Below are 25,532 nucleotides of genomic sequence, written 5' to 3'. Positions count from 1 at the left end.
GCTGAGCGGAATGCGCCGCGTTTTTTTATCGAAGGGACGCCAAAATTGGCCGAACTTTTTCCTCGCCCGGCATTTGGTTGTGGTCTATGTTTTCGGCGACCCAGGAGAACACGATTCTCTAATCGAACAAATGCCAGATATTTGCGTCAAATAACCGCGGTGGCCTGTCGGCGCAATAAACGTCTATTACTAATAACATGCAGTTGCTCGCGAAATTGAACTCCACGACTCTTTTCCTTCAGGAACTCGTTAACGCACCGCGGCAGGTCGGCGCGATTCTTCCGAGTTCAAAAAAACTCGCGGTGGCCATGGCCCGCTGGCTGCCGCCCCACGGCGACAGTTATGCCCTCGAACTCGGGCCCGGCACGGGTGTCGTCAGCCACGCGCTGCTGGAACGCGGCTTGCGCGAAGACCGCCTCATCGCGATCGAAAAATCCCCGAAGATGGCCGACCATTTGCGTTCCAGTTTTCCTCGCGCGACGATCATCACCGGCGACGCTTTTGAACTCGACGAACTGCTCGCCAAACACGCTCCCGGAAAAAAGATCGGCGTCGTTTTTTCGAGCCTGCCGCTGCTGAATTTTGAGGCGCACATCGCGGACATGCTCGCCCGGAAGATTCGCGCCCTGCTGCCCGACCAGGGCAAGCTCGTGCAATACAGTTATCATCTCGGCAACCAGCAACCCAAGGCCGCGGCGCATTTTCAGAACGTGGCGTCGGACTTGATCTGGCTGAATTTGCCGCCCGCGCGCGTGAGTGTGTACCAGAAGTGATGCTTCGTTAGTTTTATGTTCCCGGCGGAGTCGGCAGTCATCATCCGCCGCTGCCGATGCAGAGTTGCTCCGCTTTGCCGCAATTTTTTTATGAAAGCCAATCCATTCAAATTTTCGCTCACCCTCTCCATCCTTGTTTTATTATGCGCACTGAGCGGCTATGCGCAGGACGGCACGACCCCCTCTCCCGCCCCGCCGTCCGCTTCCGCCCCGCCGCCGCCGCCTGCCCCCGGCGACCACAGTCCGGAGGCCCGTGCCGCTCGTAACGCGGCTTTGCAAAAAATGCTCGCCAACTTCACGCTCACGCCGCTTCAACGGGCGCAAATTAATGACGCGCTTAAGAATCAAGGCCGCCGGATTGTGATGCTCCGCAATGACCCTTCCGTCACCCAAGCCAACCAACTCGACAAAATTCGCGAAATTCTTGATGACACCGACGCTACTTTGAAGGGAATTTTTTCGCCCGAACAATTCACGATGTGGATGAAAGCGACCCGGGACATGCGTCCTCCCGGCACGGCTCCCGCGTCAACGAACAGTTCGTCAGCCGACGCTGCCGCGCCGAAAGCCGCGCAGCCAAAGCCTGCGGACCCAGGACAGAAATGATTTCGTCTTTGGGTTTACTTTCGCTTGCCCAATGACCGGCGTTCGCGCTCATCCCAATCCGGCTCCCCATACTTCCGCTCCCGCGCCTCGCGCTCTCGATCACTCTGCCTTCGCCGCGGCGGATTGTGACGTGGCCTTTGACAACCTGACCCGCCAGCTTTACGCGACGGACGCGTCGCTTTATCAAATCGAACCCATCGCCGTCGCGTTTCCTCGCAACGCCCGCCAGGCGGCTTCGGTCATTCGCGCTGCGGCAACAGCGGACATCTCCATCATCCCGCGCGGCGCGGGCACCGGGCTGGTCGGGGGCGCGATCGGCGCGGGCCTCGTCGTGGATTTCTCGCGGCACAACCGCCAGATCACCGGTTTGGATTTGGAACGCCGCACCGTCCGGGTCGGAGCCGGCGTCGTGCTCGACCAGCTCAACGCCTTCCTCAAGCCGCACGGATTTTGTTTCGGGCCCGATGTGGCCACGAGTTCGCGTGCGACGCTCGGCGGAATGATCGCGAATAATTCTTCCGGCTCGCACGTGCCGTTTTACGGTGTGACCGCCGATCATGTGCTCGGGCTTGAAATCGTGCTGGCCGATGGGCGCATCGAATTCATCCAGGCGCAAAACGAATCGCTCGCGGACAAGCGGGTCGTGCTGGAAAAATATTTTGACGCATGCGCCCCGGCCATCCGCGAGTATTTTTCCACCGGCTTGTTAAAGCGCCATCCCGGTTATGGCCTCGACCGGTTTTTGCGCGAGCCAAAAAATCTGGCGCACTTATTTGCCGGAAGCGAAGGCACGTTGGCCGCGATCGCTTCCGCAGAAGTAAAAATGGTTCCGCTGCCAAAAAGCAAAGGCGTGGGCTTGATTTTTTTCGCGTCAGTCGCGGAGGCGATGCAAGCGACCGTCGAGTTGCTCGATTTGAAACCGGCGGCCATCGAGCACGTGGACCGCGTGCTGTTTGACCAGACGCGCGGGCAACTACAATTCCAGGCCGCTCGCGATCTGCTCGACCTCGACCACCGGCCCTGCGAATCCATTCTCGCCATCGAATTCTTTGATGAGAACGTGCCGGAACGACTCGCGGCGGTGGAAAAAAAGCATCTCGGATTGCGCACCAGGATTTTGAAAAACACGGCCGAGATCGGTCTCGTCTGGGGCATGCGCAAAGCGGGACTCTCGCTGCTGACCGGTTGCGCGGGCGCGGCAAAACCCGTCACGTGCATTGAAGACACAGCCGTCCGGCCCGAGCAGTTGCCGGCCTACGTCGCGGGTCTTCAAGGCCTGATGAAACCGCTGGGATTGCGCGGCTCATTTTACGGCCACGCCGCTTCGGGGTTGCTGCACGTGCGACCCGTGCTCGATTTGCATTCGGCGCAAGACTTGAAAAAAATGCGCCAGCTCAGCGATGAAGTATCGGCGCTGGTCCGGCAATTCAAGGGCTCGCTCGCGGGCGAGCACGGAGTGGGCATCGCGCGCACGGAATATGTGCCGGAACATCTCGGCGCGGAATTGATGCAACTCACGCGCGCAGTCAAAAACACTTTTGATCCCAAAAATAATTTCAATCCCGGAAAAATTATTCCCGACGGACGCTACCGGATTGACACGCAACTGCGCCTGGGCGGTGGATACGAATTGGCATTGCCATTTGAGCCGATGCTGGCTTTTGCGGCCAAGGACCATTCGTTCGTCGGCAATCTCGAACAGTGCAACGGTTGTGGCGGCTGCCGCAAAGACGCGCCCACGATGTGCCCGACCTTCGTCGCGACGGGCGAGGAAATCATGTCCACGCGCGGACGCGCGAACGCCATCCGCGCCGCGCTGGAATTGCGTGGTATCATCGGAGACGCGTTGCACTCCGCAGAACTCGACGTGGCGTTGAGTAATTGCCTGTCGTGTAAAGCATGCACCAGCGAATGCCCCTCAAACGTGAATCTCGCGCTGCTCAAGGCGGAATTATTGCACGCGCGCCATCGGCGTGATGGCTTGCCGTTGCGCGAACGGATGCTCAGTTCGGTGGATCTGCTGGGAAAACTCGGATGCCTCGCACCCGGCGTGGCGAATGCCAGTTTGCGCTGGCCGTGGCTCCGGCGCGTGATGGAAAAATTCCTGGGCATCGCCGCCCAACGTCCGCTGCCGCCCTATGCGCGCGAACGATTCGACCATTGGTTCGCGCAACATCCAATTCCGCGCCGCACGTCGCGCGGCCGGGTCGTGTTATGGGACGATACCTTCGTGCGTTATCACGAGCCGAACATCGGCCACGCAGCGGTCGCCGTGCTGGAAGCCGCCGGCTTCGAAGTCATTCTCCCTCGCGACCGCCAATGCTGCGGACGGCCCGCCTTCAGCCAGGGCAACCTGGATTACGCCGCGAAGCTCGGACGGCATAATCTTGAAATCCTCTCGCGCGATAAAAGCAACGCACCGATTTTATTTTTGGAAGCATCGTGTTACTCGATGTTCGCCGAAGATTATCGCGAATTGAAATTGCCGGGCGCGGAAGAAATCCAGAAGCGCTGTTTTCTGTTCGAGGAATTCATCGAGAACCTTTTGGCGCGAGAGCCGGACGCATTGAAATTCAATCGCGAACCCGCCGAAATTGCCATCCACGCGCATTGCCATGCGAAGTCATTGCGTGACCCGGCATTCATGCCGCGTTTGTTGCGGCGATTGCCGGAACGAAAAGTGACGCTGCTCGAAACAGGCTGTTGCGGAATGGCCGGAGCGTTCGGCGCGCTGGAATCGAAATACGATTTATCGCTGAAAGTCGCGCAACCGCTCGTGGAAAAAATTCGCGCTCAAGGAAATGGCGCGGTCGTGGTGGCATCCGGAACGAGTTGCCGCCATCAGATCGAACATCTCGCGCATGTGCAGCCAAAGCATCTCGCGGAAATCCTCGCGGACGCGCTTGCCTAATCTATTTCTATTGTAACTGCGCTCGGCGGCCATAGACCGCCGTTACAGATAGAGACGGCGAGAAATCTCTCAAGACGTGGGCTGTTGCGCGGTCAACGGCTGGCTGGCGCGAATCAACGAAATGTAGTCGTTGAGAATGTGCTCCGCTTCATCCATCGGCGCTTTTTCTTCAGGCGTCGGCACGTCCGGCACCGGCGGCTTGACGGCGACATCGTTGGTGAGTGAAAGGTTATTCGTCGCCGAAACTGCCAGCGGAGCGGCGACGTTGGTCCTGCCGATGAACGAAGTCACATTATTGCTCACCGTCGCGACTGAGTTCGTATCAAATCCAACTCTATTCGTCGAAAGAGCCGACGTTTCATCCGGCTTCTTTTCTTCAACCATCAAGACTTCATCGGGTTTGAGCGTGAGGTCGTAAATTTTTTCCGTCGAAGGCTTGCGGCTCTTCAATTCGGCATCACGAACCCGTTTGCGCTCCTCGTTTTCACCGCTTTCCTTAAGGCGCTGTTTTTCGTTGAGCGAAACACTCTTGTCCGCCATCGCTTTTTTGACGAGGCCGATGTCTTCGGTCACGTAGGCAAAATCTTTCGACTTGGCGACGCGCGCCGTCGAGCGTTTTTCGAGTTGAGGAAGATAGGGCTGGACGCGATTCAGTTTATCGAATTCGGTTGGTTTGATTTCATCCCATTTCAACGCGTATTCCTCGGAGCTTTCCTCAGTTTCCATGTAATCATAAGTCGAAGGCAGGATGATGTCGGGAACCACACCTTTCAACTGTGTGGAAGAGCCGGTAACGCGATAAAATTTATTCGTCGTGTATTTTAGCGCGCCAAGGTCAATCGGGTTCGAGGCGATAAAATCGCCGTGCATGAACAAAAAGGGCGCGAGATGAGAAATGCTTTGGACCGTGCCCTTGCCGTGCGTCGAAGCGCCGCCGACAATCACCGCGCGGCCATAATCCTGCAATGCGCCCGCCACGATTTCCGAGGCCGAAGCGCTGAACCGGCTCGTCAAGACCACCAGCGGCCCGTCATATTGCACGCGCGGATCGCGGTCTTCATCTACCGTCACACTGCCGTCGGAACTGGCCACTTGAACCACCGGACCTTCCTTGATGAAAAGGCCGGTGATGTCAATCGCCTCCGGCAACGAACCGCCGCCGTTATGCCGCAGATCCAAAATCACGCCGTCCACATTTTCTGATTTCAATTTTTCAAGCAACCGGTCCACATCCACCGTGGCGCTCTTGACGTCGCGGCGGCTTCGCGAACCCATAAGATTGAAGCTCGCGTAGAACGATGGCAGGTCAATGACCCCCAGGCGCCGAACCTTGCCATCGTCGCCCGGCATTTCGATGAGCTTGGCCTTGGCTTGCTGATCTTCCAGTTTGATTTCATCGCGAGTGATGCTGACTATCCGGTGCGTTGAAGTATCGGCGCCCGCGGGAATGATTGTAAGACGAACCACGGTTCCCTTCGGCCCTCGAATCATATCCACCACTTTGGTCAAAGGCATTTGAATGGTGTCCACCGGTTCATTCGTCCCCTGCGCGACCGCCACGATGCGGTCGTTGGGTTTGATCTTTCCGCTCTTTTCAGCCGGCGCGCCCGGTTGAAGGCTCATGATCTGGCAATAGCCATCGTCGTCCGTGCCCAATACGGCGCCGATGCCAAAAAGCGAAAGGCTCATCTGGATCGAAAAACCTTCGAGCGTTTCCTTGTCCTCGTAATCGGAATGCGGATCGTACACGCGCGCAAGGGCGGTCAAATAAGTCTCGAGCACCTTATCGCTTTCCCATTCGTGGAAATTGCGCAGGACGCGATTATAACGCTTGTCAATGACCGAGACGATGTCGCGATGAAGATCGTGCCCCGCGAGCGCCAGACCCACCAACGAATGGCGGCTCGCCATCCATCCGGCCATCGCCTCGGGAGTTTCACGATTCAACTTTTCCTCAAGATATTCGTAGCGCAATCGGTCGCGCCAGATTTGATGCGCCTCATTGATGTCCTTGGGAAACGGCGCCGTCTTGCGATTGAGATTAAATTGTTCCTTGGCCGTGAACTCGAAGTCCTCCGTTTTGAGCAACTCCTTCGCATAAGCCGAGCGTTCCTCAAGCCGTTCCATGTAACGATTGAAGATGACATACGCCGGGCGCGTGTCGTGCTCCACCTTGGTCAATTCACCCAGCCGAAAACGGTAAGTCTCGAAATCATTCGTGTCGGATTGAAGAAAATGCAGGTGCTGGGGGTCGAAGGTATTGATGTAAAGGTCGAAGCATTTGCTCGAAACATCCTTGTCGAAAACGAGATGCAAATAATGGAATTGCTCAAGCATTTCCGCCGCCGTGGGCGCAATGCGCCCGTCATTCGGGCCGGGTTCGAGACGAAAGGAATTGGTGGGGACATCCGCCCGGACAAATTGAAGGGGCAGGAGAAGTCCGGCGCAAAGAAACGATAATAGGCGTATCACAATAAATTTTTGGACTGCGTGTTCGAGTCATCAATCCCGTGATTGGACGAATCCGAACCCGGGATGTTCAGAGCCTTCGTTAATAATTCACCAACTTGGCCCAAACTGCCAGTTTTTTCCCTTGGATAGCAAAAATTCGATTGAAATCTCGCGGACTTTCAGTAAATCATGCGACGATAACATTATGAAACGACATATCATCTCTTTTTTGACTTTGGCTTTGATTGCCGCTCCGGCGGTTGCCCAGAATGGAAAACCCGCGTCTCCCGGTCCCATTCCCCCCACCGCCATGACCATGCCTCCGGCCACCGACTTCTCGAAGATTTTTAAAGATGATAAGGAAAAGGTGGGTTACGCCGTCGGCATGTATGCCGCCGCGATCAAGGACCGCCTCACCGCCCAAGGCATCGAGTTCGACACGAACATGATGATCAAAGGCTTCACTGACCTCGTGACCACCAGCAACACCATGATCACGCAGGAACAGAAGATGGAAGTATTGCGAGACCTGGACCGCCAGATGCGCGCCAAGATGGAAGAGAAGCGCAAAATGCAGGCCGAAGAAAATCGCATCAAGGGCGAAAAGAATAAAGCGGAAGGAACCGCATTTTTGGAAAAGAACAAAACCCTGCCCGGCGTCGTGACTTTGCCGGACGGCTTGCAATATAAAGTGCTCAAGGAAGGCACCGGCGAAATTCCCAAAGGCTCGGATGAAGTCTCGGTCAATTATCGCGGCTCCTTGATTGACGGCACCGAATTCGACAGTTCCTACAAGCGCAACCAGCCGTTCAATACGAAGGTCGAAGGCGGCATCATCAAGGGCTGGACAGAAGCCTTGGAACTCATGAAGACCGGATCGAAATGGGAAATCTATGTTCCCTCCGAACTCGCATACGGCCCCAGCGGACGCCCCCCGACCATCCTGCCGAATGCCGTGCTGGTTTTTGAAATCGAGTTGCTGTCCACCACGCCGCAACCGGCCAGCGCCGCAATCCATCCGACGGCTCCAAGCGCGCCGTTGACGAGCGACATCATCAAAGTTCCTTCCGCCGAAGAGATCAAGAAAGGCGCGAAGATCGAAACCATCAAGGCTGAAGACCTCGACAAGGAACGCGCGAAGACGAATCAATCGAATTGATTCAAATTTTTTGATGTTTGATCGTGGAAATTTGGTCGCGGATTAAACACGAATTAAAAAATAGGCGGGCGATGAAAATCTGCCCGCCTATTTCATTTTCCGGCCCGCCGCTCGACAATTCCCCCGCCCTATTCTATTTTCTGGCATGGCTGAGATAGCTGCACCTGAAGTTTTGCCGGGCATTGAACTGGAGGAAAAAACGCGCGGGCAAAAGGCGCTCGAGCCGGGCTATCTTGTCGTGTGCTGGAACGATCCCATCAATACGATGGATTTCGTCACGCACGTTTTCCAAACCGTTTTCAAATGGAAAAAAACCAAGGCGGAATTTCACATGTTGCAGGTTCACAACCAGGGCAAGAGCGTCCTGGCGCGCGAAGCCCTCGAAAAGGCGGAACATTACGTGCATCAGCTTCAGAAGTACAGCCTGCACGCAACCCTGGAGCGTGAATAGGTGAAACTTATCTCGGCCGGCGCGGAACAAATCGTTTTCGCTCTCGACTGGAGGGAGAAGCAGTTGCTCCTCCAAGTGCTTCAGCTATATCCGTTGATGCCGGAGGCGTACGAGCGCCCGAGCAAATCCTCCGACAATGCTGAGAGCCAAAAATTGCTCGGCGAAGCGCTGGCCGAACAACGCCGTGAAAACAAAAATCTCATGGCGGCCTTCCTCAAGTCGGACAAAGTTTTTCGCGATCACGAAAAGGGCTGCCGTTTTACCCTGCCCGTCTCACAGATCGAATGGCTGCTGCAAGTGCTCAACGATGTGCGCGTCGGCGGCTGGGTGATAAGCGGTTCGCCTGAAGACATTAACGAGTTGCCGCCGGACTTGGCCGAAAAAAATGTGCCGTATTTTTTAGCGTCGCACGTGGCGGGACTTTTTTTGTTCCAACTGGTGAATGCCGCGGAGCGCGCCGGAAACGCGGGCGACGCGGAGTGAAGATTTTCCATGCATCTGCCGCGCCATTCGCAACTCGAATTTCCCGATCCGCGCTCGGCGGACGCGGATGGATTGGTCGCGGTGGGCGGAGACCTTTCGCCATCGCGTTTGCTGGCGGCTTATCGCCGCGGAATATTTCCGTGGACGGCGAATCCCGTAAGCTGGTGGTCGCCCGATCCGCGCGGAATTTTTGAATTGGATCAATTTCGTATGAGCGCGAGCCTCGAACGGGTGCTGCGCCGAAAAGTTTTTAACGTCACGCGCAATCGCGCCTTTGGTGAAGTCATGGCCGGTTGCGCGGAGCGCGCGAAAGGGCGCGAGAGCACGTGGATCACTTCGGATTTTATTCAGGCGTACATGCAGTTGCATAAACTGGGACACGCGCACAGCGTCGAATGCTGGCAGGATGGCGAATTGGCCGGAGGAATTTACGGCGTGGTAGCCGGCGGATTATTCGCCGGCGAATCCATGTTTCACCGCGTGAGCAACGCCTCAAAAGTCGCGCTCCATCATTTGGTGATGCATCTGCGCGAGCGCGGGTTTGTGCTGTTCGACATCCAGATGGTCACGCCCGCCACCCGGCAAGTTGGCGCGGTGGAAATTTCGCGCACGGATTATTTGCGGCGCTTGGCGGCGGCGCTGGAATTGGATTGCGACTTTGGCGGGCGCGGAGATTTTTTGTAAAAAACCCGCCAGAGAACGAGCCCGCATGCGGGCGCGGTCATGCCCGCAACGCGCCGGTCTTTGCTCGCGAGAATTTTTTTGATCTCATCCGCCGGAATTTTTCCCTGGCCGACTTGCACGAGCGTCCCCGCCATGCCGCGGCACATTTTGTAAAGAAAACCATCGCCCTCGATGATGAACATGATCAGCGGCCCGCTGCGTTTGATTTCACAGCGATGAAGCGTGCGCACGGTGGATTCCATTTCGTAATCGCGCGTGCCCGCCAGCGATTTGAAATCATGCTTGCCAATAAATAATTTCGCGGCGGCGCGCATCGCGGCGAGGTCGAGCTTGCGCGGAACTTGCCACGCCTGATGGCGCAACAACGGATTCATCGCCGTGTGGTTCCAAACGAAGTAACGATACTGTTTCCCGGCCGCGTCGAATCGCGCATGAAAATTCGCGGGGCAACGGGTCGCGGAAAGGATGCGAATGTCCTCCGGCAAATGCGCGTTGATGGCCAGCGCAAGTTTTTCGGGCGTCATCTTGAACTCGGTGGGCGTAATCTCGACATGCGCGACCATACCCAGCGCGTGAACGCCAGTGTCCGTGCGGCTTGAACTGTGGATGCGGCCGACGCTGGGAAATAATTTCGCGAGCGCTTCCTCGACACGTTGCTGCACGCCGATACCGCTGGTCTGCACCTGCCAACCGGCGTAATTCGTGCCGTCGTAGGCGATGATGAGTTTGAATTTCAACACGGCGTTGCGGAGCGCGAAGGCGTCACAAATTATCGAGATAACTTTGCAGCAGAATCGCGGCGGCGGTCATATCCACTTTTTCTTTGCGCTTGTCCCGGCGGACATTGGCCTGGATAAGAACCCGATTGGCCTGCGCGGAAGTAAGGCGTTCATCCCAAAGTTTCACCGGCGTGGCGATCACGGTTTTCAATGTGGCAATAAAATCATTCACCTTCTGGGCGGCGGGACCGTAAGTGCCGTCCATATTGCGCGGCATGCCGACGAGCAAAAGTTCGACGCCACGCTCCTCGATAATTTTTTTCAGACGCGCGAGCGAATCATTGAGTGGCTCAGCGGGAATGAATTCAAGCGGTTGCGCGATCATGCCCAACTCATCGCTGATCGCGATGCCGATGCGTTTCGTTCCGTGATCTATGCCGAGGATGCGCATTATAAAGTTTTCATCACCTTCGCCGCAGCCTGCACAGTTTTCTCAATATCAGCGGTGGTATGAGCCACGGACATGAAACCGGCTTCGAATTGCGAGGGCGCGAGGTAAATACCTTCATCCAGCATGCCATGAAAATATTTCGCGAAGCGCGCGCGATCACTGTGCATCGCGTCGGCAAGATTATGCACAGGCTTGTCGGTGAAGTAACCGCAAAACATCGAACCGCAGACATTCAGTTGGACGGGAATATTCGCGGATTTGGCCGCGGACTTGAGGCCCGCTTCGAGTTGTTCGGCGCGGTCGTCAAGTTCACAATAAGCGCCGCCGTAAAGCAATTCCTCCAGCGCCGCGATCCCCGCAGCCATCGCAAGCGGATTCCCGCTGAGCGTGCCCGCCTGATAAACCGGCCCGAGCGGCGCGAGGCAATCCATAATTTCCGCGCGCCCGCCAAACGCCCCCACCGGCAAACCGCCGCCGATGATTTTTCCAAAACACGTGAGGTCGGGCGTGATGTGATAACGCTCCTGCGCCCCGCCGCGCGCAAGCCGAAACCCGGTCATGACTTCGTCAAAAATGAGCAGCGCGCAGTATTCGTTCGTGATCTTGCTGAGGAATTCCAGATAGCCCGGTTTCGGCAAATAAAGACCCGCATTCCCCGGCACGGGCTCGACAATAATTCCGGCAATTTTTCCGTCGTTCGCGGCGAAGGCGGCGCGGACGGCATCTTCATCGTTGAACGGAAGCACAATCGTGTGTTCGGTGAACGCGGCAGGAACGCCCGCGCTATCGGGATGCCCAAACGTCAGCGCGCCCGACCCGGCTTTGACGAGCAACGAATCCGCGTGGCCGTGGTAACAGCCGTCGAACTTGATGATCTTGTCGCGCTTGGTGAAACCCCGCGCGAGCCGGATCGCAGACATCGTTGCCTCAGTGCCGGAATTGCACATGCGAACTTTTTTGACGCTCGGCACCGCTTCGCAAATGAGTTTAGCCATCGTGACTTCGAGCGGATTCGGAATGCCGAAGCTCGTGCCGTTCGCCGCAGTTTTTTGTACTGCGGAAATAATTTTCGGATGCGCATGCCCGAGAATCGCCGGTCCCCAGGTGCCGACGTAATCCACATAGTCGTTGCCATCCACATCAAAGACATGCGCCTTCTCAGCGCGATTGACGAAGAAAGGCGTGCCGCCAACGGCGCGAAACGCGCGCACCGGCGAGTTAACACCGCCGGGAATGTAACGCAGGGCTTCGGCAAAAAGCTGCTCGGATTTAGGACGCGAAGTCATGGGAGAAGATTACGTTGGGCGCAAAAGAAGCACACGGAAATTTTTATGTGCGTCGGCACAAAACGAAAAGCCCAGCCGCAATCGGCTGGGCTTTTGATAAACGGATAAGAATGATGATTTTGCTTAAACCGCCCAGCCTTCGCGCGGATTGCGATGCAGCCAGGCGCTGAGTGCGGGGATGTTTTTGACTTTCATGTTGGGGCCGTCCCACTCGAGTTTCACGCCCGGGCCGATGTGCTGGGCGAGATTGCCGAGGATGGCAAACTCGGTCAGGCGCGCGCCGTATTCAAAGGGCGTCGCCGTATCGGTGCGGCCGGCCAGGCAAGTCTGAACGAAGTTCGTGAACACATCCTTGGGGCGCGGCAACGTCTTCGGCGGCGCGGGCATTTCCGTCATCTTTTCGCGCGGAACCATGCGCATGTGTTCGCCATAAGTGCCGGTGTAAAGGATGCCCTTGTCGCCTACGTAGAACGTGCCGTTGCTATCGAATTCTTCGTCGGGATATTTCGCCTGAAGTTCCTTGAACAGCGGCGGAAGATTGCGCGAGTCGCCTTTGGCCGTGCGCAAGCTGCCGTCGGCGCTGGCGCTGGTATTTTGATTCAAGCCTTCATACCAATAAGCCTTGAACGGAACCATGCCTTCGCGCGCGGGAATATCCCAGCGCAACCGGCAACCGGTCGGGTAACGCTCCGGGCTGCCGCCGCGTTGCACTTCAACCTCGATGCTGTCGGGATCGCCAACCTTGAGCGCCCAGAACACGCCATCGAGAATATGGCAACCCATGTTGCCGATCGAACCGTTGCCGAAATCATACCAGCCATGCCATTCATGCGGGTGCAAGTCGGAATGGAAATCGCGGTACGGCGCGGGCCCGATCCAGCTATCCCAATTCATGCCTTTGGGCACGGGAAGAACCGGCGGACGCGGCCCGATGCCGCCATTGGCGCGGTCCGTCCAACTATGCGTCTCGGTGATATTGCCGATGGCGCCTGACCAGATGTATTCGCAAAGACGGCGATAACCTTCCTCGCAATGTCCCTGGTTGCCCATCTGCGTGGCGATCTTGGGATTGTCCGCGGCCATTTTGCGCAACCGCCGCGCTTCGGACACGTCATGGACCAAAGGTTTTTCGCAATAAACATTGCGGCCCGCCTGAATGGCCATCATGGCGACCGTGGCATGATGATGGTTCGGCGTAGTGACAAAAACGGCGTCCACATTCTTGCCGATTTTGTCGTACATCACGCGGTAATCGGTGAAGAACTGCGGCTTGATCGAATCAAGATTCTTTTTCTTAAGCCACTTCATCACCTTCGCGAATTGCGTTTCGTCCGCATCAACGATGGCATAAAGATTTTGCGCATTGGTTCCAATGACGGCGTCCAGGTGACTCATGGCGCGGCCGCCGCAACCGACCTGCACACAATTCAGTTTATCGCCGCCGAGCGGACGCGGCGCGGCCCAGGCGCTTTGGGTGATAAAACCGGCGGTGGACGCAGCACCCGCAGCGAGAGCGGTGCGCTTGATAAAATCACGACGAGACAGGGAATTGCTCATAATTATAATTGAAGACGAAGATGCGGCTGTTCAGGTTACCGAATTCAACTTCCCGCAACCGGTACGCGACGAGAACCGTGGCGTGGGCCATGCGAGTTTTTGCTTTCATACAATAAAAATGCAATGACGCCCCGGAAACGTCAATCGTCATTATCGAGGAGGGCAACGCCAGGCACGCGCTGACGTCGGAAGCGCAAAAACGAGAGTTTTGCCATGGATGGAACACGGAATGAACACGGATTTTCGCTGAAAGAAACCGGCACGGGCGGGAGCTTGCGCCATCCTATTTACAAGCGCTACGTGCGCAAAGTGACCCGATTTCAAAGGTCATAGACCGCCACTAAAGTGCGGCGGCGAGGGCTTGTTCGCGTTCGAGCAGCGTCGGGTGCGAATAATAAAAGCCGCTGTAATACGGATGCGGCGTGAGATTGCTCAGATTTTTTTCGTTGAGCTTTCGCAAGGCGCCGACCAGCGATTGCGTTTCGTGCATCGTTTGGGCGGCAAAGGCATCGGCCTCATATTCATGGCGTCGCGACCACAAGTGGGCGAGCGGCGAAAACCAAAAAGTCACGACCCCCGAGAGCAGTACGAACAGAAGCAGCGCGGGCGCGATGCTCCCCGGCTCAAAACCGAATGCATGATAAAACCACGGCGCTCGCGCGAGCACGGAAATAAACCAGAACGCCGCGAGCATCGTCACGGCGGACCACAGCAGCATCTTGGGAATATGGCGTTTTTTGTAATGGCCGATTTCGTGGGCGAGCACGGCTTCCAATTCCGGCGCGGTAAGCTGCGTGATGAGCGTATCGAACAAAACGATTTTGCGGAAACTTCCGAACCCGGTAAAAAACGCATTGGAATGGCGCGAGCGTTTGCTGCCGTCCATGACTTGAATCGTGCTCGCGCGAAAACCGGTGCGCTGGCCAAGCGCCAGCAGGCGTTCGCGCAAATCGCCCTCGGGCAGCGGCGTGAATTTATTGAAGAGTGGCATGATCAAAACCGGCGCGAGCACGACCATGAGCAGTTGAAATCCCATCATGCAAGCCCACGCCCACAACCACCAAAACGCCCCCGTCCATTCGACGAGTTTGAGAATGAGCACGAGCAAGGGATAGCCAAGCACAATGGCCAGCGCGAAACCTTTGATGCGATCCAGCAGCCAAAGCTTGAGCGTGGTGGTGTTAAAGCCGAACCGTTCCTCAAGACGAAATTGCGAATACCATTCAAAGGGAATTCCCGGCAGCGTGAGCGCAAATCCCACGGCGAAAAGAAAGACCGCCATAGCCCACGCCGAATTGCCGAACGAATGGCTAAAAATTTGAAATGCCCACGGCAGCACGCCGCTGAAAAGCACCGCTATCAGCACAAAGACATCATAGGCCATTTCCCATTGCGAAACGCGGCCTTTGGCGAGGGTGTATTCGACCGACTTGGTGTAAGTCGGAGCATCCACGACGTCTTTGAAAGCATCGGGCACAGTGCCGGCGTGAGCGCGGACGTTGGCTTGGTTGATGCGCTCAAGCCAGAGTTGCGCGGCCCACCGAAGGACGATTAATGCGAGAGCGGCAATCGCAACCATTTGGGAATTATTCATGCAGGCATTTTACCGCGAAACCGCGGAGGTCCTTGCGTATGGCCACCAGGAATTTTTTTTGCCACGGTTGAAACATGGACTAAACACGGATTCATGAATTTACAATCAGCAATATGCAACTTATGAATCGCAGAAATATTTAAGTTTTTTTGCAGCGCCAATAAGGTAAGGCCTCGGCTTTTTCTTCAGAGCGAGTAACAAGCAATTTAGAGCTTTGGTTTTCATAAGCTTCAGATAGAACACCGCGCGCTTGCGCTAACCGTTTGAAGGCATTTATTTCCGCTAAGAAGTTATCCAATTCCAGAGCCTGCTTCCTTGGTTTATTATAATAAGTTGATCCAATTCGATCCATTGAAACAACAAGCAAACTTAAATCATTTATGATTTTTTCGACGCTTGTTGCGGATAGGGTAATCGTTCGGCCTTTTTTCTTCATGGATTTTTATACGCGCCGAGTTCAGCACTTCGACACGGATTCTTTTCCCTTCATTGCGCTGCCGAATTTTTTTTGTGCTTCGAGTTCGTGGCCAGCACGTAAGCCAAATAAACGACGATGCCGATGTTGCCGAGGAAAATGATGACATTCAGGAAATTTGGCTTTGCGATGATATGATGCAACTCCACCGGCAGAAAAATTCCCGACGACAGCACCGCAAACCACTCTGCCCAGGAACGCTCATGCCAGAGACCATAAGCCTCAACCAGCCGCACGGTAGAATAAGCCAGCGCGGCAAAGGCCATGGACCAGAGTCGTCCGTCATTCAAATTGCCCGCGAAATCAATAAAGATGTTCGGGTACCGATGCGCCGGGTTCAAGTGCAACAAGCGGACGATTTCTTCCGCCACGATCTGGGCGTCGCGATGCACCAGCGAAAGCAATCCGAGGCCCGCAATCAAAACAATCAAGCCCTTGGCTGCTTCAAAGACGGCCACGGTCTGCAACCCCAGCGGGGCATGATGCGCTCTTGCGGACGCATCGGCGGACCCGACCTTCACGAGGACACCGCTTTTTTGTTCGATCGTCTGATTCACGGCTAGAGACAAGTTTTCTGTCAATATGATGACAGTGTTAAAACCACCTTCCTAAAAAATTCATACAGTCGCAACCAGCCTTCTGAGGGTCTCCAATAACTTATCCACAGCGACCGGTTTGTAAAGGACGGGACAAGTGACCATTTTGAGGAACTTCTCGTACTTGGGATTATCCGAGTTCCCGGTCACAAAAATAAAACGCTCGCCAAGTTGCGGGCGGACACGTTGGACGGTCAGGTGAAAGGCGTCGCCGCCCAGTTGAGGCATGGAAAGGTCGCAGAGGATGGCATCCACGGCATGCTCAAGGATATGCTTGAGACCCTGAACGCCGTTGCGGGCGAGGCTGACCTGGTAACCATTCGCCTCGAACAACTCCTGATACGTTTGCGCAAGTTCTGGATTATCATCCACCACGAGCAAACGCTTGGGCTTTTCTGCGCTACTTTGATCAGTCATGCCAACTCCATCAACCTCAAGATGAACCGTCACTGGCAGTCAACAAACTGCCTACAGGTCTATCGGCTGATGCCGTTCCGGCCTAAAACTGGAACTTCACATCACCCAAGCGCGCGGCAATATCCGCCAGCACGCGCTGTTCATCATTGGGGTCTCTGGCTGCAAAAGTTACACTAAACCGCAAATTGGCGCAAGCGTCATCCCAAGGCACGGTGGAAATGAGCTTTTCCGTGATCAGCCATTGCGAAACTTCCTCGGCATTTTTGAACTCAACCCGCGTGCCATCCGCGCGAACCGCCGCTTTGGGAGCTGGAACATAGAGGAAAAACGAGCCTTTCGGTTTATGCGCGGCAAAGCCATTCTGACGCAGCACTTTAACCAAGGCTTCCATGCGACGGGAATATTTCGCCGAAATCTTTTCCGTAATCTCAGGATGATCGAAGCAATAAGCTCCCGCATGCTGAATTGCCAGAAATTGACCCGAATCCGTATTATCTTTAACGTCACCGTAGGCTTTTACGAGCAATTCATTGCCCGCCACAAACCCACAACGCCATCCGGTCATGTTAAACGTCTTGCTGGTCGAGTGCAGTTCAATGCCTACATCCTTCGCCCCGGGCGTTGCCAGAAAGCTAAGTGGCTTGCCTTCAAACACAAGCGCGGCATAAGCAGCATCGTGGATGACTACCAGGTTGTTTTTCTTCGCAAAGTCAACCACTTGCGCGAAAAATTCCGGTGTCGCACTCGCCCCAGTTGGGTTGTTCGGATAATTGATCACCAAAACCTTCGCCTTGCTCAAGACCTCCGCCGGAATGCTCGCCAGATCCGGCAGAAAACGATTCGCCTCGGTCAGCGGCAAGTTATGAACCAATCCGCCATAATACTTGGAGTGGGTGCCGAAGACCGGATACCCGGGTATCGTCATCAGGACATAATCGCCAGGATTGATCAACGCCGCCGGCAAAATCGAGAGCGCCGCCTTGCTGCCGATGGAGTGCAAAACCTCCGTCTCGGGATTGATGCCCTTCACGCCGCAGACGCGTTCGAGATAACGCGCCGCCGCCTGCTTGAGTTGGTCGTCGCCGTTGTCCGAGTAACCGCGATTCTCCGGTCGCAACGCCTCCGAATGCAATTTCGCCACCACTTCAGGAAACGCCATCTCATCCGGCTCGCCCACCCCCATGTCAATGATCTCCTTGCCGGGATTCGCGGCCAGGGCGGCGCGTTTGGCGCGCTTGATTTTCTCGAATTTATAAATCGCGGTGGACTTGCCGTATTGGCGCCCGCCGATGCGTTCGGCGAAAAGATTCTGGATATAATTGTCGGACATGCTCAGTTGTGCGTTGTGTTCTGCCGGTTAATCCGGACTTAACACGGATGTTAACGGAACGTCACAGGAGTTGCAAGATTGTGCGCAAAATCGCCGGACGCACGAGTTCAACCGCTTTTGCCAACTCGTTCAAAACACGACAGGACGGCCCCTAAAACGAAAAAAAGTCCCGGAAATCCAAACTCCTCCATCGCTATCCAAACAATTTCCACAAACAACAAAAGTTGCTTTGTGATGACGACTCACCTGTATCAACCCAAAGATTATTCTCATCCGTGTTTAACCGTGTTCCATCCGTGGCTAGATTTTTCCTTCTTCCGCATCTGCTTCTTGTCAGGCAGTCGCTCGTGTGCGAATGTATTCTTTGTATGGCAACCATGACCAAAGACGCCACCGTGTCCGTACGCCTTACCGCGTTGGAAAAAGGCAGCCTGGACGCCGACGCCCGTATGAAGGGTATTCCCTCCGGCACCGCCGCCGCCGCTTACATCTCCGAGGGCGTGCGACGCAGCCAATTTCCCGCCGTCGAGTTTCGCAACGGCTCGCCGGGCCGGGTGGCGTACCTGATCGGCAGCCGCTGGCCGGTCTGGATGATCGTCGCCCTCGTAAAAGAATTGAAGGGCGACATTAAAACCGCCTCCGCGCAAATCCGCAAACCCGCCGGACTGGTCAAAATGGCGCTCGCCTACGCTGACGCGCATCCGGGGGAAATCAAGGATTGCCTCCGTCTCCACGGCCAGCGTGATTTTACTGGAACCAGGGAATTTCTGCCCGAACTCGAATTGTTATGAGGTGAGCAACCCGTAACAATATGAGAATAAAAATTTTGCTCGATGTGCATCTCTCTCCGGAAGTAGCGGTCGCGCTGCGACGCCGTTTCCCGGACCTGGATGTCAAAAGCATTCATGAAACCGATTGGGCCGCTTTGCCTGATGAAGTGTTGCTCGAACTGCTGGACACGGAGGATCGCGTGTTGGTCACCCGCGATGTGAACACCATGCCAGGCCATACCAAAACCCGGGTTGCCGCCGGAAAAACCCACGCCGGCGTGATCTATGCCGATAGCAAAAAACTTCGGCAAACCGATACCCGCGGACTCATCCGCCGGCTCATCGAAGTTTTGGAAAAACACGGCAACGAAGATTTCACCTGCCGTTCTGGCTGGCTTTAAGCCACGACAACAGTTGAACACAAAAAAATAGTTTTAAATCAGTGTTCCATCCGTGACTCCTTCTCCCCGTGGCCGTCCGCAAGGACCTCCGCGCCTCCGCGTCTCCGCGGTTAAAACATCTTTCACAAACCCACCCATTGACTGTTCGCCAGGATTTCCTTTTACTGGCACAATAACTGAAAGATGAAAAAACTTCCGCAGCCCCTCGATCTCAAGCGCCTAAAAGTTTTTCCGCTCGCGGAACGCCAAAGCGAAAGCAACCTCGAAGAAATCCTCATTGACCCCGAAAGCGCGCCGCCCGTTTTGCCGCCGCCGCTTCATCACGCCATTCGCGACACCGCCAAAAAAATCGCCACCGCGCATCAGCGCAAAGCCGGCGTCATGCTCCTCTACGGCGCGCATCTCATCAAGAACGGCGGCCAGCGAATCCTCAATAAGCTCATCGAACTCGGCTGGGTCACCCATCTCTCCACCAACGGCGCGGGCACGATCCACGATTGGGAATTTTCCTTTCTTGGACGCTCGACCGAAAGCGTGAAGCGCAACGTCGCCACCGGCACCTTCGGCACCTGGAACGAAACCAGCCGTTCCCTGCACCTTGCGATGCTCGCCGGTGCGTTGCAGGGCGAAGGCTACGGCCACGCGCTCGGCCGGTTCATCGCCGAAGATGGCGTCACGCTGCCCGAATACAAATCCCTCGTCGAATTGCTTCGCGCCGAGCCCGATCATCCGCTCGCCCCCGCGCGCGCCGAATTGCTTCAAGCCATGCTCACCCACGGCTTGCCGAATGGCCGCATCGAAGTCCAACACCCGTGGAAACAGAATTCCGTTCTCGCGCAAGCGTTCGTCCAAGGCGTTCCGCTGACCGTGCATCCCGGCATCGGCTACGACATCATTTCGAATCATCCCATGTTCAACGGAGCCGTCATCGGTCGCGCGGCGGACCTGGATTTTCGCATGTTCGGCGCGTCGGTGGATACGCTCGATAATGGCGTCGTCCTTTCCGTCGGTTCCGCGATCATGGCGCCGCAAATCTTCGAGAAAAGCATTAGTTGTGTGAACAACCTGCGCATCCAGGACAGCCGCGCCATCGTCCACGGCCATACGATTTACGTCGTGGACTTGCAGGACGGCGGCAACTGGGATTGGACAAAAGGCGAACCGCCGAAAGATAACCCCGCCTACTACCTGCGCTTCTGCAAAAGCTTTTCCCGCATGGGCGGCGCGATGCACTACTTACAATCCGACAACGTCGCCTTTCTCCACCATCTCTATCACTTCTTGAAGTAACGCCGTCGGCGGCATTTTTGGATAGTCCGCAAAAATTTCAACCGCCTCTGATTCACCGTCAGAAAAAGCTCAAACTGCTGACTCACGCCACCGGCGCCGGAGTCAACCATTTCACCTCGCGTTGTGGGAATGGAATCTCGATTTTCTTCGCCCGGAACTGCGCCAGGATCGCCTGATAAATTTCCACCTGCGCCGGACCAAAATCCGCCAGCGTCGTCCACGGCTTCACCGCGATGGTGATGGACGATTCCCCCAGCGAGGTCACGCCAATCCCCGGCGCGGGATCTTTCATCACGCGCGGATTATTCGCCAGGATTTGTTTTACCTCGGCGAGCACGTCGTTGATATTACTCGCATAACCAACCCCCACCGACAAATCAAGCTGCCGGATGTTTCCGTAATTATGCAAAATCTCGCCGACGATTTTTCGGTTCGGTATCACGACCCGCGAAAGGTCGCCGTGCAAAAGCACCGTCGAAAATAATTCGATCTGCTTCACCTGCCCCTGCACGCCCGCGATTTCGATATATTCACCCACGCGAAACGGCTTCGTAAAAATAATCGTGAGCCCCGCGAACAGATTGCTGAGGACGCCCTGCATCGCCAGTCCCACACCCACGCCCGCGACACCGATGCCCGCCACCAGCGCCATCACATTCACCCCCGCCGTGCCGAGCGCCACCACCAGCGCAAAACCGATCACAAGCAACTTGACGATGCGCGAGATCAGCATCTTGACCGGCGGCTCCATGTCCTTCTTGTTGAGCGAGCGCATCAAAATCCGGTCCACCCAGCGCGCCAGGATGACACCCGCGATAAGGATCAAAATCGCCGCCAGAATTCCCGGCCCGTTCGCAAACGCAAAATCCTCGAGCTTTGTTTTTATATGATCCACGGACGTATTGAGTGCCACGACATTTGTATTGTTCATAAAATTCCCATGAGGTTCCCGACGAAAAATTTCTCGTTATGCCAGCCTAACCATTTTGAAAATGCGCGCAATTAAGAATTCCACCGAACCCTCGGCTGCGGCCCGTGAAGATCACTTCAAACCACCCGGCAAATATGAATGCCATCCGCCAGCGGCAACAGCACCGATTCCACGCGCTTATCTTTCGCCAGCTTGCGATTCAACTTATCAATCGCGCGCCCATTTTCATCCTTGATGTGACGCTGCCCTTCGAGCCGTCCGCCCCACATCATATTATCGAAAAGAATCAGTCCGTTCCTCTGCATGCGCGGCAACACCGCTTCGTAATACGCATCGTAACCCGGCTTGTCCGCGTCAATAAAAGCAAATTGAAATTTGCGCGCACGCGGCAACTCGCGAAGCGATTCCATCGCCGGCCCCAGTTGCAATTCAATCTTTCCCGCCACCCCCGCGCGCTTCCAAAATTTTCGCGCAATATTCGTCCACTCCTCGCTCATATCCAGGCACAATAGACGCCCATTCGCGCCTAATCCGCGCGCAATGCAAATGGAACTGTAGCCCGTGAACGTGCCGATCTCGATGGCCTCACGCGCGCCGATCGCCCTCACGAGTTGCGTCATGAACGCCCCCTGCTCGCGCCCGATCTGCATCCGCGCGATTTCCCCCAGCGCCTCAGTCGTGGCGCGCAACGCATCCAGCACCGGATCGCGCGCATGGCTCCGGCACGCGCACACATAAGCGTAACTGCGGTCATTAAGGCGCGTATACTTCGCCGGCGGCTTGGCAGGACGTTTCGCTTTCATGGCTTTGATTCGACACCTTGCATGAAAAACAAAAATCAATCGATTGCCAACCTTCAAATTACCCCGCACCTCGAATTGCATATCTAAATTGGAACAGAGAAATACAAAAAACTTGAAGCCACGGATTGTACACGGATCAAACACCGATTTTAAAAAATATTTTCCAGTGTCCCATCCATGACTAAACTCCCCTTCTCCCAGTGGCCGTCCGCAAGGACCTCTGCGCCTCTGCGCCTCTGCGCCTCTGCGTCTCTGCGTCAATCCGTTTTCCCTCCGACGTTTTTAATCCGCCCTCCCTTTGATGACTGGACAACTCATCCAAGTCGCCTAGTATTTCGCATGGCTTCGAATCGCCGCCCTGAGCACTGAAATGAAAACTCCGCCCGCCATTCCATCCGTCCGAGCCCAACCCGTTCCGCCCCGCTGGCGCAATGAAGTCGAACGCGTCCTCATCAGCGACAAACAAATCGCCCGCCGCATCAAGGAACTTTCCGCCGAGATCGAAGCCGACTTTCGCGATCACGAAATGGTCGTCGTCTCCCTGCTTAACGGCACCGTCATGTTCCTCGCCGATTTGATCCGGCACATGTCGCTGCCTCTGCGCTTGGATTTCATGGGCGTCTCCAGCTACGGCGTCGGCACCGAATCCGGCGACCTCGTTTTCACCAAGGAACTCCGCCTGGACGTTCGCGGCCGCGATGTCCTCCTCGTGGACGATATTTTGGACACCGGCAAAACGCTTCATAAAGTCATGGCCAAACTGCGCCTCCTCAAGCCGCGCCGCATCAAGACCTGCGTCCTGCTCGACAAAGCCGCCCGCCGCGTCGAACCCGTTCAGGCCGATTACGTCGGCTTTGAGATCCCCGATTTTTTTGTCGTCGGTTACGGTTTGGATTTCGCCGAGCGCTACCGCAATCTGCCCTTCGTCGGCGTGTTGCATCCGCAGGTTTACAAACTCGTCTCGCAACAAGCCGTCAAGCCGCAACGAAAAAAAGCCCGGCGCAAATAGCCGCGCGCCGCGATGCAAATCGAGGTCCATTTTTATTCGTACTTCAAAGAGTTGACCGGCGTCGCGCAAACCTCAGTGACCTTGCCCGAGAACGCCACGCTCAACGATCTGCTCGCGCAAGTCGCCGTTCGCTTTCCCAAATGGGCCGCGATGCAAAATTCCTCCCTCATCGCTGTCGGCGTGGAATACCAAACCCGCGACTATGCGCTAAAGTCCAACGACGAAGTCTCACTGTTTCCGCCAGTGCAAGGCGGTTGACGCGCCCATGAAACGCCAACTCACCATTTCTGCCGAACCCATCCACGAGCCCGCGCTCGTCTCGCAACGCGCCTTGTCGGATCGCATGGGCGCGGTCGTGCATTTCACCGGCGTCGTCCGCGCGATGGAACACGACGCTCCCATTCAAGCCCTCGATTACGAGACCTTCGAGAAAATGGCCATCCATCAATTCCACAAACTGTTCGACGAAATGGAAAAACGCTGGCCCATCGAATCCGTGCGCCTCGTCCACCGCATTGGCCAGGTAAAAGTCGGCGAAGCCTCATTGTGGTTGGAAATCATCGCGCCCCACCGCGCCGAAGCCTTCGCCGCCGCCCAATGGCTCGTGGACGAAATGAAACGCGTCGTGCCCATCTGGAAAAAACCGCTTCTCTAAAAGCCTGTTTGAACGCCGGAAGGAAGAACCCGCCGCAGCGAACGATTGGTCATCTTGTTCCCGGGGAGCGCACGCGCCCTCGCGTGCAGTGGCTGGCGCCCTCGCCGGCCACATCTTTTCCGTCTCTTTCTCAAAAAAAATCTTTAAACCGGACTGCCGTGCAGAACGCGTGCGCTCCCGGGAAACTATTTCCAAACCTTTCCGCTTTATGTTTCAGGACACACGCGTTCCCCGGGAATAAAATCGCCCTCCTGCATTCAAGAATAATGTCAAGATGCGTCCCACTGCGGAACCTCACCCACTATAAACTTGCCATTTTTACATGGATGTGAGACGGTCTGGCAGCCATGAGACGCTCATTTGCTGCCCTCTTAATCGCGGCTGGAATTTCCGCCTCGACCGCCTTTGCCCAGACCTACGACATTTCCTGGCACACCATCGCGGGCGGCGGCGGCACAAGCTCCGGCGGCTCCTATTCCGTGACCGGAACCATTGGGCAACCCGCTGCGGGCAATCTTTCCGGCGGTTCTTATTCGTTGACCGGCGGTTTCTGGGGAATCATCTCCGCGGTGCAAGTCGTCGGTTCACCCTTGCTTTCCATCGGCACTTCTACTGTCGCGAATCACGTCGTCATCTCCTGGTCGTCGGCCTCGACCGGTTTCGTTCTGCAACAGAACGCCAGCCTTGCCACCACGAACTGGGTCAACGTGAACACCACCTCCTTTCCCATCGTCGCGACCAACGGCCTCAACACCGTGACCTTCCCCGTCGGCGGCAACGAATATTTCCGCCTCGTCAGTCCGTAGAAGCGGCTTGATAAGCCTGGCTGGGCAGCTTCAGAAGATGGTTGGTGCGCCAGGATCATCAAATCAAAATGTATTGAGCCTTCTTTCACGCCGCTTGCCTCTTTATCACTCTCCGACACTTATGAAACCGCTTCGAGTCAATTTAGTGATACACGCCTTTCATTGATATGCAAATTGTTAAAAGAATTCCTTTTCTTTTGGTTATTGTTCACTTTGTATTTGCGGTCACTATTTTTAGCGTGTCTTCCTCTCAATCAAAGGACAGCTCGGGTCTTGCTATCCTTGTAACTATAGCTGATTATCCTGCATCAATTCTGTCTGATTTCATTGTGAATGAATTAGTTGATAAGTGGAATGTGGGTATTTTTGCTATTTCATTTATTTATATTATGATCGGCTCTGTTTGGTATTTTTTAATTGGAATTATACTTCGAAACGGTATTCAGAAACTTATTCTAAAGTGATTTATTTTACTTTATCTGACTCACGTTTGCTTCCTAAAGTAAATCGCGGACACCATCGTGTCCGCGAAACAGGTTACCGGATTTTTTCCCGATACTAACCGTCCGGCTAATCCGTCGGCTGTTTCCCCTCAGCGAGATTGTGTGTGCTCAAGACGGGCGCTTGCTGGACAAGGGCATTCTGCTCATCAGTCCGCATCGGAAAAACCGAATCAAACCCTCGCTCAACGATGGCCGCGCTCTGCGGCGCTACCGCAAGCGGTGGAAAATCGAACGGACTTTTGCCTGGCTGGGCAGCTTCAGAAGATGGTTGGTGCGCTAGGATCATCAAATCAAAATGTATCGAGCCTTCTTTCACCTCGCTTGCCTCATTATCACTCTCCGACACTTATGAAACCCCGTCTAGAAATTTTTTCCTCGTGCCTTCTTCTGCATTCCGCCGAGAATAACTTTTGCCTTTTGC

29 protein-coding genes are annotated in these 25,532 nt (G+C 55.5%); 16 read left to right on the top strand and 13 right to left on the bottom strand.

Features of this window, described 5'->3' with window-relative positions:
• The first annotated feature begins 197 nt into the window (after positions 1 to 197).
• The 3 genes from VH413_09300 (at position 198) to VH413_09290 (ending at position 4,290) form a co-directional block, all read left to right on the top strand.
• On the top strand, positions 198 to 773 hold the full coding sequence (locus tag VH413_09300; protein ID HEX3798885.1) for a methyltransferase domain-containing protein: 576 nt from the start codon (positions 198 to 200) through the stop codon (positions 771 to 773).
• A gap of 90 nt (positions 774 to 863) precedes the next feature.
• Entirely contained in the window at positions 864 to 1,379 is a 516-nt protein-coding gene (locus tag VH413_09295; protein HEX3798884.1) for a hypothetical protein, read from the top strand.
• Between the two features lie 31 nt (positions 1,380 to 1,410).
• Complete coding sequence (locus tag VH413_09290; GenBank protein HEX3798883.1) at positions 1,411 to 4,290, top strand: FAD-linked oxidase C-terminal domain-containing protein; 2,880 nt, start codon at positions 1,411 to 1,413, stop codon at positions 4,288 to 4,290.
• A gap of 69 nt (positions 4,291 to 4,359) precedes the next feature.
• Here the strand turns inward: VH413_09290 and VH413_09285 are convergent, their stop codons facing one another.
• Positions 4,360 to 6,762: a carboxy terminal-processing peptidase gene (locus tag VH413_09285; protein HEX3798882.1), complete on the bottom strand. Its 2,403-nt coding sequence runs from the start codon at positions 6,760 to 6,762 to the stop codon at positions 4,360 to 4,362.
• Between the two features lie 184 nt (positions 6,763 to 6,946).
• Here VH413_09285 and VH413_09280 point away from each other — a divergent pair, with 184 nt between their 5' ends.
• The 4 genes from VH413_09280 (at position 6,947) to aat (ending at position 9,518) form a co-directional block, all read left to right on the top strand.
• Positions 6,947 to 7,900: an FKBP-type peptidyl-prolyl cis-trans isomerase gene (locus VH413_09280; GenBank protein HEX3798881.1), complete on the top strand. Its 954-nt coding sequence runs from the start codon at positions 6,947 to 6,949 to the stop codon at positions 7,898 to 7,900.
• Positions 7,901 to 8,045: 145 nt separating this feature from the next.
• On the top strand, positions 8,046 to 8,351 hold the full coding sequence (locus VH413_09275) for an ATP-dependent Clp protease adaptor ClpS (GenBank protein HEX3798880.1): 306 nt from the start codon (positions 8,046 to 8,048) through the stop codon (positions 8,349 to 8,351).
• Positions 8,352 to 8,834 carry a hypothetical protein gene (locus VH413_09270; GenBank protein ID HEX3798879.1) on the top strand — a complete coding sequence of 161 codons (483 nt, stop codon included), beginning with the start codon at positions 8,352 to 8,354 and terminating at the stop codon, positions 8,832 to 8,834.
• Positions 8,835 to 8,843: 9 nt separating this feature from the next.
• Positions 8,844 to 9,518 (top strand): leucyl/phenylalanyl-tRNA--protein transferase, encoded by a 675-nt coding sequence (gene aat, locus VH413_09265; protein HEX3798878.1) that lies wholly within the window; start codon positions 8,844 to 8,846, stop codon positions 9,516 to 9,518.
• Here the strand turns inward: aat and truA are convergent.
• From truA to VH413_09215, 10 genes are all read right to left on the bottom strand, one after another.
• Complete coding sequence (gene truA, locus VH413_09260) at positions 9,449 to 10,258, bottom strand: tRNA pseudouridine(38-40) synthase TruA (GenBank protein ID HEX3798877.1); 810 nt, start codon at positions 10,256 to 10,258, stop codon at positions 9,449 to 9,451. The genes aat and truA overlap by 70 nt on opposite strands.
• A gap of 22 nt (positions 10,259 to 10,280) precedes the next feature.
• Entirely contained in the window at positions 10,281 to 10,688 is a 408-nt protein-coding gene (ruvX, locus tag VH413_09255) for a Holliday junction resolvase RuvX (protein ID HEX3798876.1), read from the bottom strand.
• On the bottom strand, positions 10,688 to 11,974 hold the full coding sequence (gene hemL / locus VH413_09250; protein ID HEX3798875.1) for a glutamate-1-semialdehyde 2,1-aminomutase: 1,287 nt from the start codon (positions 11,972 to 11,974) through the stop codon (positions 10,688 to 10,690). The genes ruvX and hemL overlap by 1 nt, the downstream gene beginning before the upstream one ends.
• Before the next feature lie 123 nt (positions 11,975 to 12,097).
• A complete protein-coding gene (locus VH413_09245) occupies positions 12,098 to 13,531 on the bottom strand; it encodes a Gfo/Idh/MocA family oxidoreductase (GenBank protein ID HEX3798874.1) in 1,434 nt (477 codons plus the stop codon).
• The gene (locus VH413_09240; protein ID HEX3798873.1) at positions 13,506 to 13,640 is read right to left on the bottom strand and encodes a hypothetical protein; all 135 of its coding nucleotides are present in this window, start codon (positions 13,638 to 13,640) and stop codon (positions 13,506 to 13,508) included. The genes VH413_09245 and VH413_09240 overlap by 26 nt, the downstream gene beginning before the upstream one ends.
• Before the next feature lie 231 nt (positions 13,641 to 13,871).
• Entirely contained in the window at positions 13,872 to 15,125 is a 1,254-nt protein-coding gene (locus VH413_09235) for a M48 family metallopeptidase (protein ID HEX3798872.1), read from the bottom strand.
• A 139-nt stretch (positions 15,126 to 15,264) separates the two neighbouring features.
• Positions 15,265 to 15,561, bottom strand: coding sequence for a hypothetical protein (locus tag VH413_09230; GenBank protein HEX3798871.1), 297 nt, complete (start codon positions 15,559 to 15,561; stop codon positions 15,265 to 15,267).
• Positions 15,562 to 15,611: 50 nt separating this feature from the next.
• On the bottom strand, positions 15,612 to 16,157 hold the full coding sequence (locus VH413_09225) for a DUF2127 domain-containing protein (GenBank protein HEX3798870.1): 546 nt from the start codon (positions 16,155 to 16,157) through the stop codon (positions 15,612 to 15,614).
• A gap of 60 nt (positions 16,158 to 16,217) precedes the next feature.
• Positions 16,218 to 16,613 carry a response regulator gene (locus VH413_09220; GenBank protein HEX3798869.1) on the bottom strand — a complete coding sequence of 132 codons (396 nt, stop codon included), beginning with the start codon at positions 16,611 to 16,613 and terminating at the stop codon, positions 16,218 to 16,220.
• Between the two features lie 82 nt (positions 16,614 to 16,695).
• Positions 16,696 to 17,943, bottom strand: a complete 1,248-nt coding sequence (locus VH413_09215; GenBank protein HEX3798868.1) for an LL-diaminopimelate aminotransferase — start codon at positions 17,941 to 17,943, stop codon at positions 16,696 to 16,698.
• Positions 17,944 to 18,311: 368 nt separating this feature from the next.
• On the opposite strand from VH413_09215, the gene VH413_09210 reads away from it, so the two are divergent.
• The 3 genes from VH413_09210 to VH413_09200 all read left to right on the top strand — a co-directional run bounded on the left by VH413_09210 (position 18,312) and on the right by VH413_09200 (position 20,404).
• Positions 18,312 to 18,734 carry a hypothetical protein gene (locus tag VH413_09210; GenBank protein HEX3798867.1) on the top strand — a complete coding sequence of 141 codons (423 nt, stop codon included), beginning with the start codon at positions 18,312 to 18,314 and terminating at the stop codon, positions 18,732 to 18,734.
• Between the two features lie 20 nt (positions 18,735 to 18,754).
• Positions 18,755 to 19,114, top strand: a complete 360-nt coding sequence (locus tag VH413_09205; GenBank protein HEX3798866.1) for a DUF5615 family PIN-like protein — start codon at positions 18,755 to 18,757, stop codon at positions 19,112 to 19,114.
• A 183-nt stretch (positions 19,115 to 19,297) separates the two neighbouring features.
• The gene (locus VH413_09200; protein ID HEX3798865.1) at positions 19,298 to 20,404 is read left to right on the top strand and encodes a hypothetical protein; all 1,107 of its coding nucleotides are present in this window, start codon (positions 19,298 to 19,300) and stop codon (positions 20,402 to 20,404) included.
• Between the two features lie 82 nt (positions 20,405 to 20,486).
• On the opposite strand, the gene VH413_09195 is transcribed toward VH413_09200, so the two are convergent.
• Positions 20,487 to 21,335 (bottom strand): mechanosensitive ion channel family protein, encoded by an 849-nt coding sequence (locus VH413_09195; protein ID HEX3798864.1) that lies wholly within the window; start codon positions 21,333 to 21,335, stop codon positions 20,487 to 20,489.
• 116 nt (positions 21,336 to 21,451) lie between these two features.
• Complete coding sequence (locus tag VH413_09190) at positions 21,452 to 22,138, bottom strand: class I SAM-dependent methyltransferase (protein ID HEX3798863.1); 687 nt, start codon at positions 22,136 to 22,138, stop codon at positions 21,452 to 21,454.
• Positions 22,139 to 22,508: 370 nt separating this feature from the next.
• Here VH413_09190 and hpt point away from each other — a divergent pair, with 370 nt between their 5' ends.
• The 6 genes from hpt to VH413_09160 all read left to right on the top strand — a co-directional run bounded on the left by hpt (position 22,509) and on the right by VH413_09160 (position 25,391).
• Positions 22,509 to 23,147 carry a hypoxanthine phosphoribosyltransferase gene (gene hpt / locus VH413_09185; protein HEX3798862.1) on the top strand — a complete coding sequence of 213 codons (639 nt, stop codon included), beginning with the start codon at positions 22,509 to 22,511 and terminating at the stop codon, positions 23,145 to 23,147.
• A 12-nt stretch (positions 23,148 to 23,159) separates the two neighbouring features.
• Positions 23,160 to 23,405: a MoaD/ThiS family protein gene (locus tag VH413_09180; protein HEX3798861.1), complete on the top strand. Its 246-nt coding sequence runs from the start codon at positions 23,160 to 23,162 to the stop codon at positions 23,403 to 23,405.
• A gap of 7 nt (positions 23,406 to 23,412) precedes the next feature.
• Positions 23,413 to 23,802, top strand: coding sequence for a molybdenum cofactor biosynthesis protein MoaE (locus VH413_09175; protein ID HEX3798860.1), 390 nt, complete (start codon positions 23,413 to 23,415; stop codon positions 23,800 to 23,802).
• A gap of 347 nt (positions 23,803 to 24,149) precedes the next feature.
• The gene (locus VH413_09170; GenBank protein ID HEX3798859.1) at positions 24,150 to 24,608 is read left to right on the top strand and encodes a hypothetical protein; all 459 of its coding nucleotides are present in this window, start codon (positions 24,150 to 24,152) and stop codon (positions 24,606 to 24,608) included.
• Between the two features lie 167 nt (positions 24,609 to 24,775).
• Positions 24,776 to 25,072: a hypothetical protein gene (locus tag VH413_09165; GenBank protein ID HEX3798858.1), complete on the top strand. Its 297-nt coding sequence runs from the start codon at positions 24,776 to 24,778 to the stop codon at positions 25,070 to 25,072.
• A gap of 139 nt (positions 25,073 to 25,211) precedes the next feature.
• Positions 25,212 to 25,391 (top strand): transposase, encoded by a 180-nt coding sequence (locus tag VH413_09160; protein ID HEX3798857.1) that lies wholly within the window; start codon positions 25,212 to 25,214, stop codon positions 25,389 to 25,391.
• Positions 25,392 to 25,532: the final 141 nt, after the last annotated feature.

The sequence above is a fragment of the Verrucomicrobiia bacterium genome, assembly GCA_036268055.1.
In the GTDB taxonomy this organism is placed as follows: domain Bacteria; phylum Verrucomicrobiota; class Verrucomicrobiia; order Limisphaerales; family Pedosphaeraceae; genus DATAUW01.
The sequence above is the reverse complement of the archived record's forward strand: the minus strand, read 5'-3'. Positions and strand labels throughout refer to the sequence as shown.

Excerpts from the sequence above, each read along its gene's own strand:
- hpt (HEX3798862.1), top strand. The coding sequence starts at position 22,509 with ATGAAAACTCCGCCCGCCATTCCATCCGTCCGAGCCCAACCCGTTCCG.
- VH413_09280 (HEX3798881.1), top strand. The coding sequence starts at position 6,947 with ATGAAACGACATATCATCTCTTTTTTGACTTTGGCTTTGATTGCCGCT.
- VH413_09295 (HEX3798884.1), top strand. The coding sequence starts at position 864 with ATGAAAGCCAATCCATTCAAATTTTCGCTCACCCTCTCCATCCTTGTT.
- VH413_09165 (HEX3798858.1), top strand. The coding sequence starts at position 24,776 with ATGCAAATTGTTAAAAGAATTCCTTTTCTTTTGGTTATTGTTCACTTT.
- VH413_09220 (HEX3798869.1), bottom strand. The coding sequence starts at position 16,613 with ATGACTGATCAAAGTAGCGCAGAAAAGCCCAAGCGTTTGCTCGTGGTG.
- VH413_09195 (HEX3798864.1), bottom strand. The coding sequence starts at position 21,335 with ATGAACAATACAAATGTCGTGGCACTCAATACGTCCGTGGATCATATA.
- aat (HEX3798878.1), top strand. The coding sequence starts at position 8,844 with ATGCATCTGCCGCGCCATTCGCAACTCGAATTTCCCGATCCGCGCTCG.
- VH413_09240 (HEX3798873.1), bottom strand. The coding sequence starts at position 13,640 with ATGAAAGCAAAAACTCGCATGGCCCACGCCACGGTTCTCGTCGCGTAC.
- hemL (HEX3798875.1), bottom strand. The coding sequence starts at position 11,974 with ATGACTTCGCGTCCTAAATCCGAGCAGCTTTTTGCCGAAGCCCTGCGT.
- VH413_09245 (HEX3798874.1), bottom strand. The coding sequence starts at position 13,531 with ATGAGCAATTCCCTGTCTCGTCGTGATTTTATCAAGCGCACCGCTCTC.
- VH413_09235 (HEX3798872.1), bottom strand. The coding sequence starts at position 15,125 with ATGAATAATTCCCAAATGGTTGCGATTGCCGCTCTCGCATTAATCGTC.
- VH413_09215 (HEX3798868.1), bottom strand. The coding sequence starts at position 17,943 with ATGTCCGACAATTATATCCAGAATCTTTTCGCCGAACGCATCGGCGGG.
- VH413_09275 (HEX3798880.1), top strand. The coding sequence starts at position 8,046 with ATGGCTGAGATAGCTGCACCTGAAGTTTTGCCGGGCATTGAACTGGAG.
- VH413_09205 (HEX3798866.1), top strand. The coding sequence starts at position 18,755 with ATGAGAATAAAAATTTTGCTCGATGTGCATCTCTCTCCGGAAGTAGCG.
- VH413_09190 (HEX3798863.1), bottom strand. The coding sequence starts at position 22,138 with ATGAAAGCGAAACGTCCTGCCAAGCCGCCGGCGAAGTATACGCGCCTT.
- VH413_09290 (HEX3798883.1), top strand. The coding sequence starts at position 1,411 with ATGACCGGCGTTCGCGCTCATCCCAATCCGGCTCCCCATACTTCCGCT.
- VH413_09210 (HEX3798867.1), top strand. The coding sequence starts at position 18,312 with ATGGCAACCATGACCAAAGACGCCACCGTGTCCGTACGCCTTACCGCG.
- VH413_09230 (HEX3798871.1), bottom strand. The coding sequence starts at position 15,561 with ATGAAGAAAAAAGGCCGAACGATTACCCTATCCGCAACAAGCGTCGAA.
- VH413_09175 (HEX3798860.1), top strand. The coding sequence starts at position 23,413 with ATGAAACGCCAACTCACCATTTCTGCCGAACCCATCCACGAGCCCGCG.
- VH413_09300 (HEX3798885.1), top strand. The coding sequence starts at position 198 with ATGCAGTTGCTCGCGAAATTGAACTCCACGACTCTTTTCCTTCAGGAA.
- VH413_09170 (HEX3798859.1), top strand. The coding sequence starts at position 24,150 with ATGAGACGCTCATTTGCTGCCCTCTTAATCGCGGCTGGAATTTCCGCC.
- VH413_09200 (HEX3798865.1), top strand. The coding sequence starts at position 19,298 with ATGAAAAAACTTCCGCAGCCCCTCGATCTCAAGCGCCTAAAAGTTTTT.
- ruvX (HEX3798876.1), bottom strand. The coding sequence starts at position 10,688 with ATGCGCATCCTCGGCATAGATCACGGAACGAAACGCATCGGCATCGCG.
- VH413_09180 (HEX3798861.1), top strand. The coding sequence starts at position 23,160 with ATGCAAATCGAGGTCCATTTTTATTCGTACTTCAAAGAGTTGACCGGC.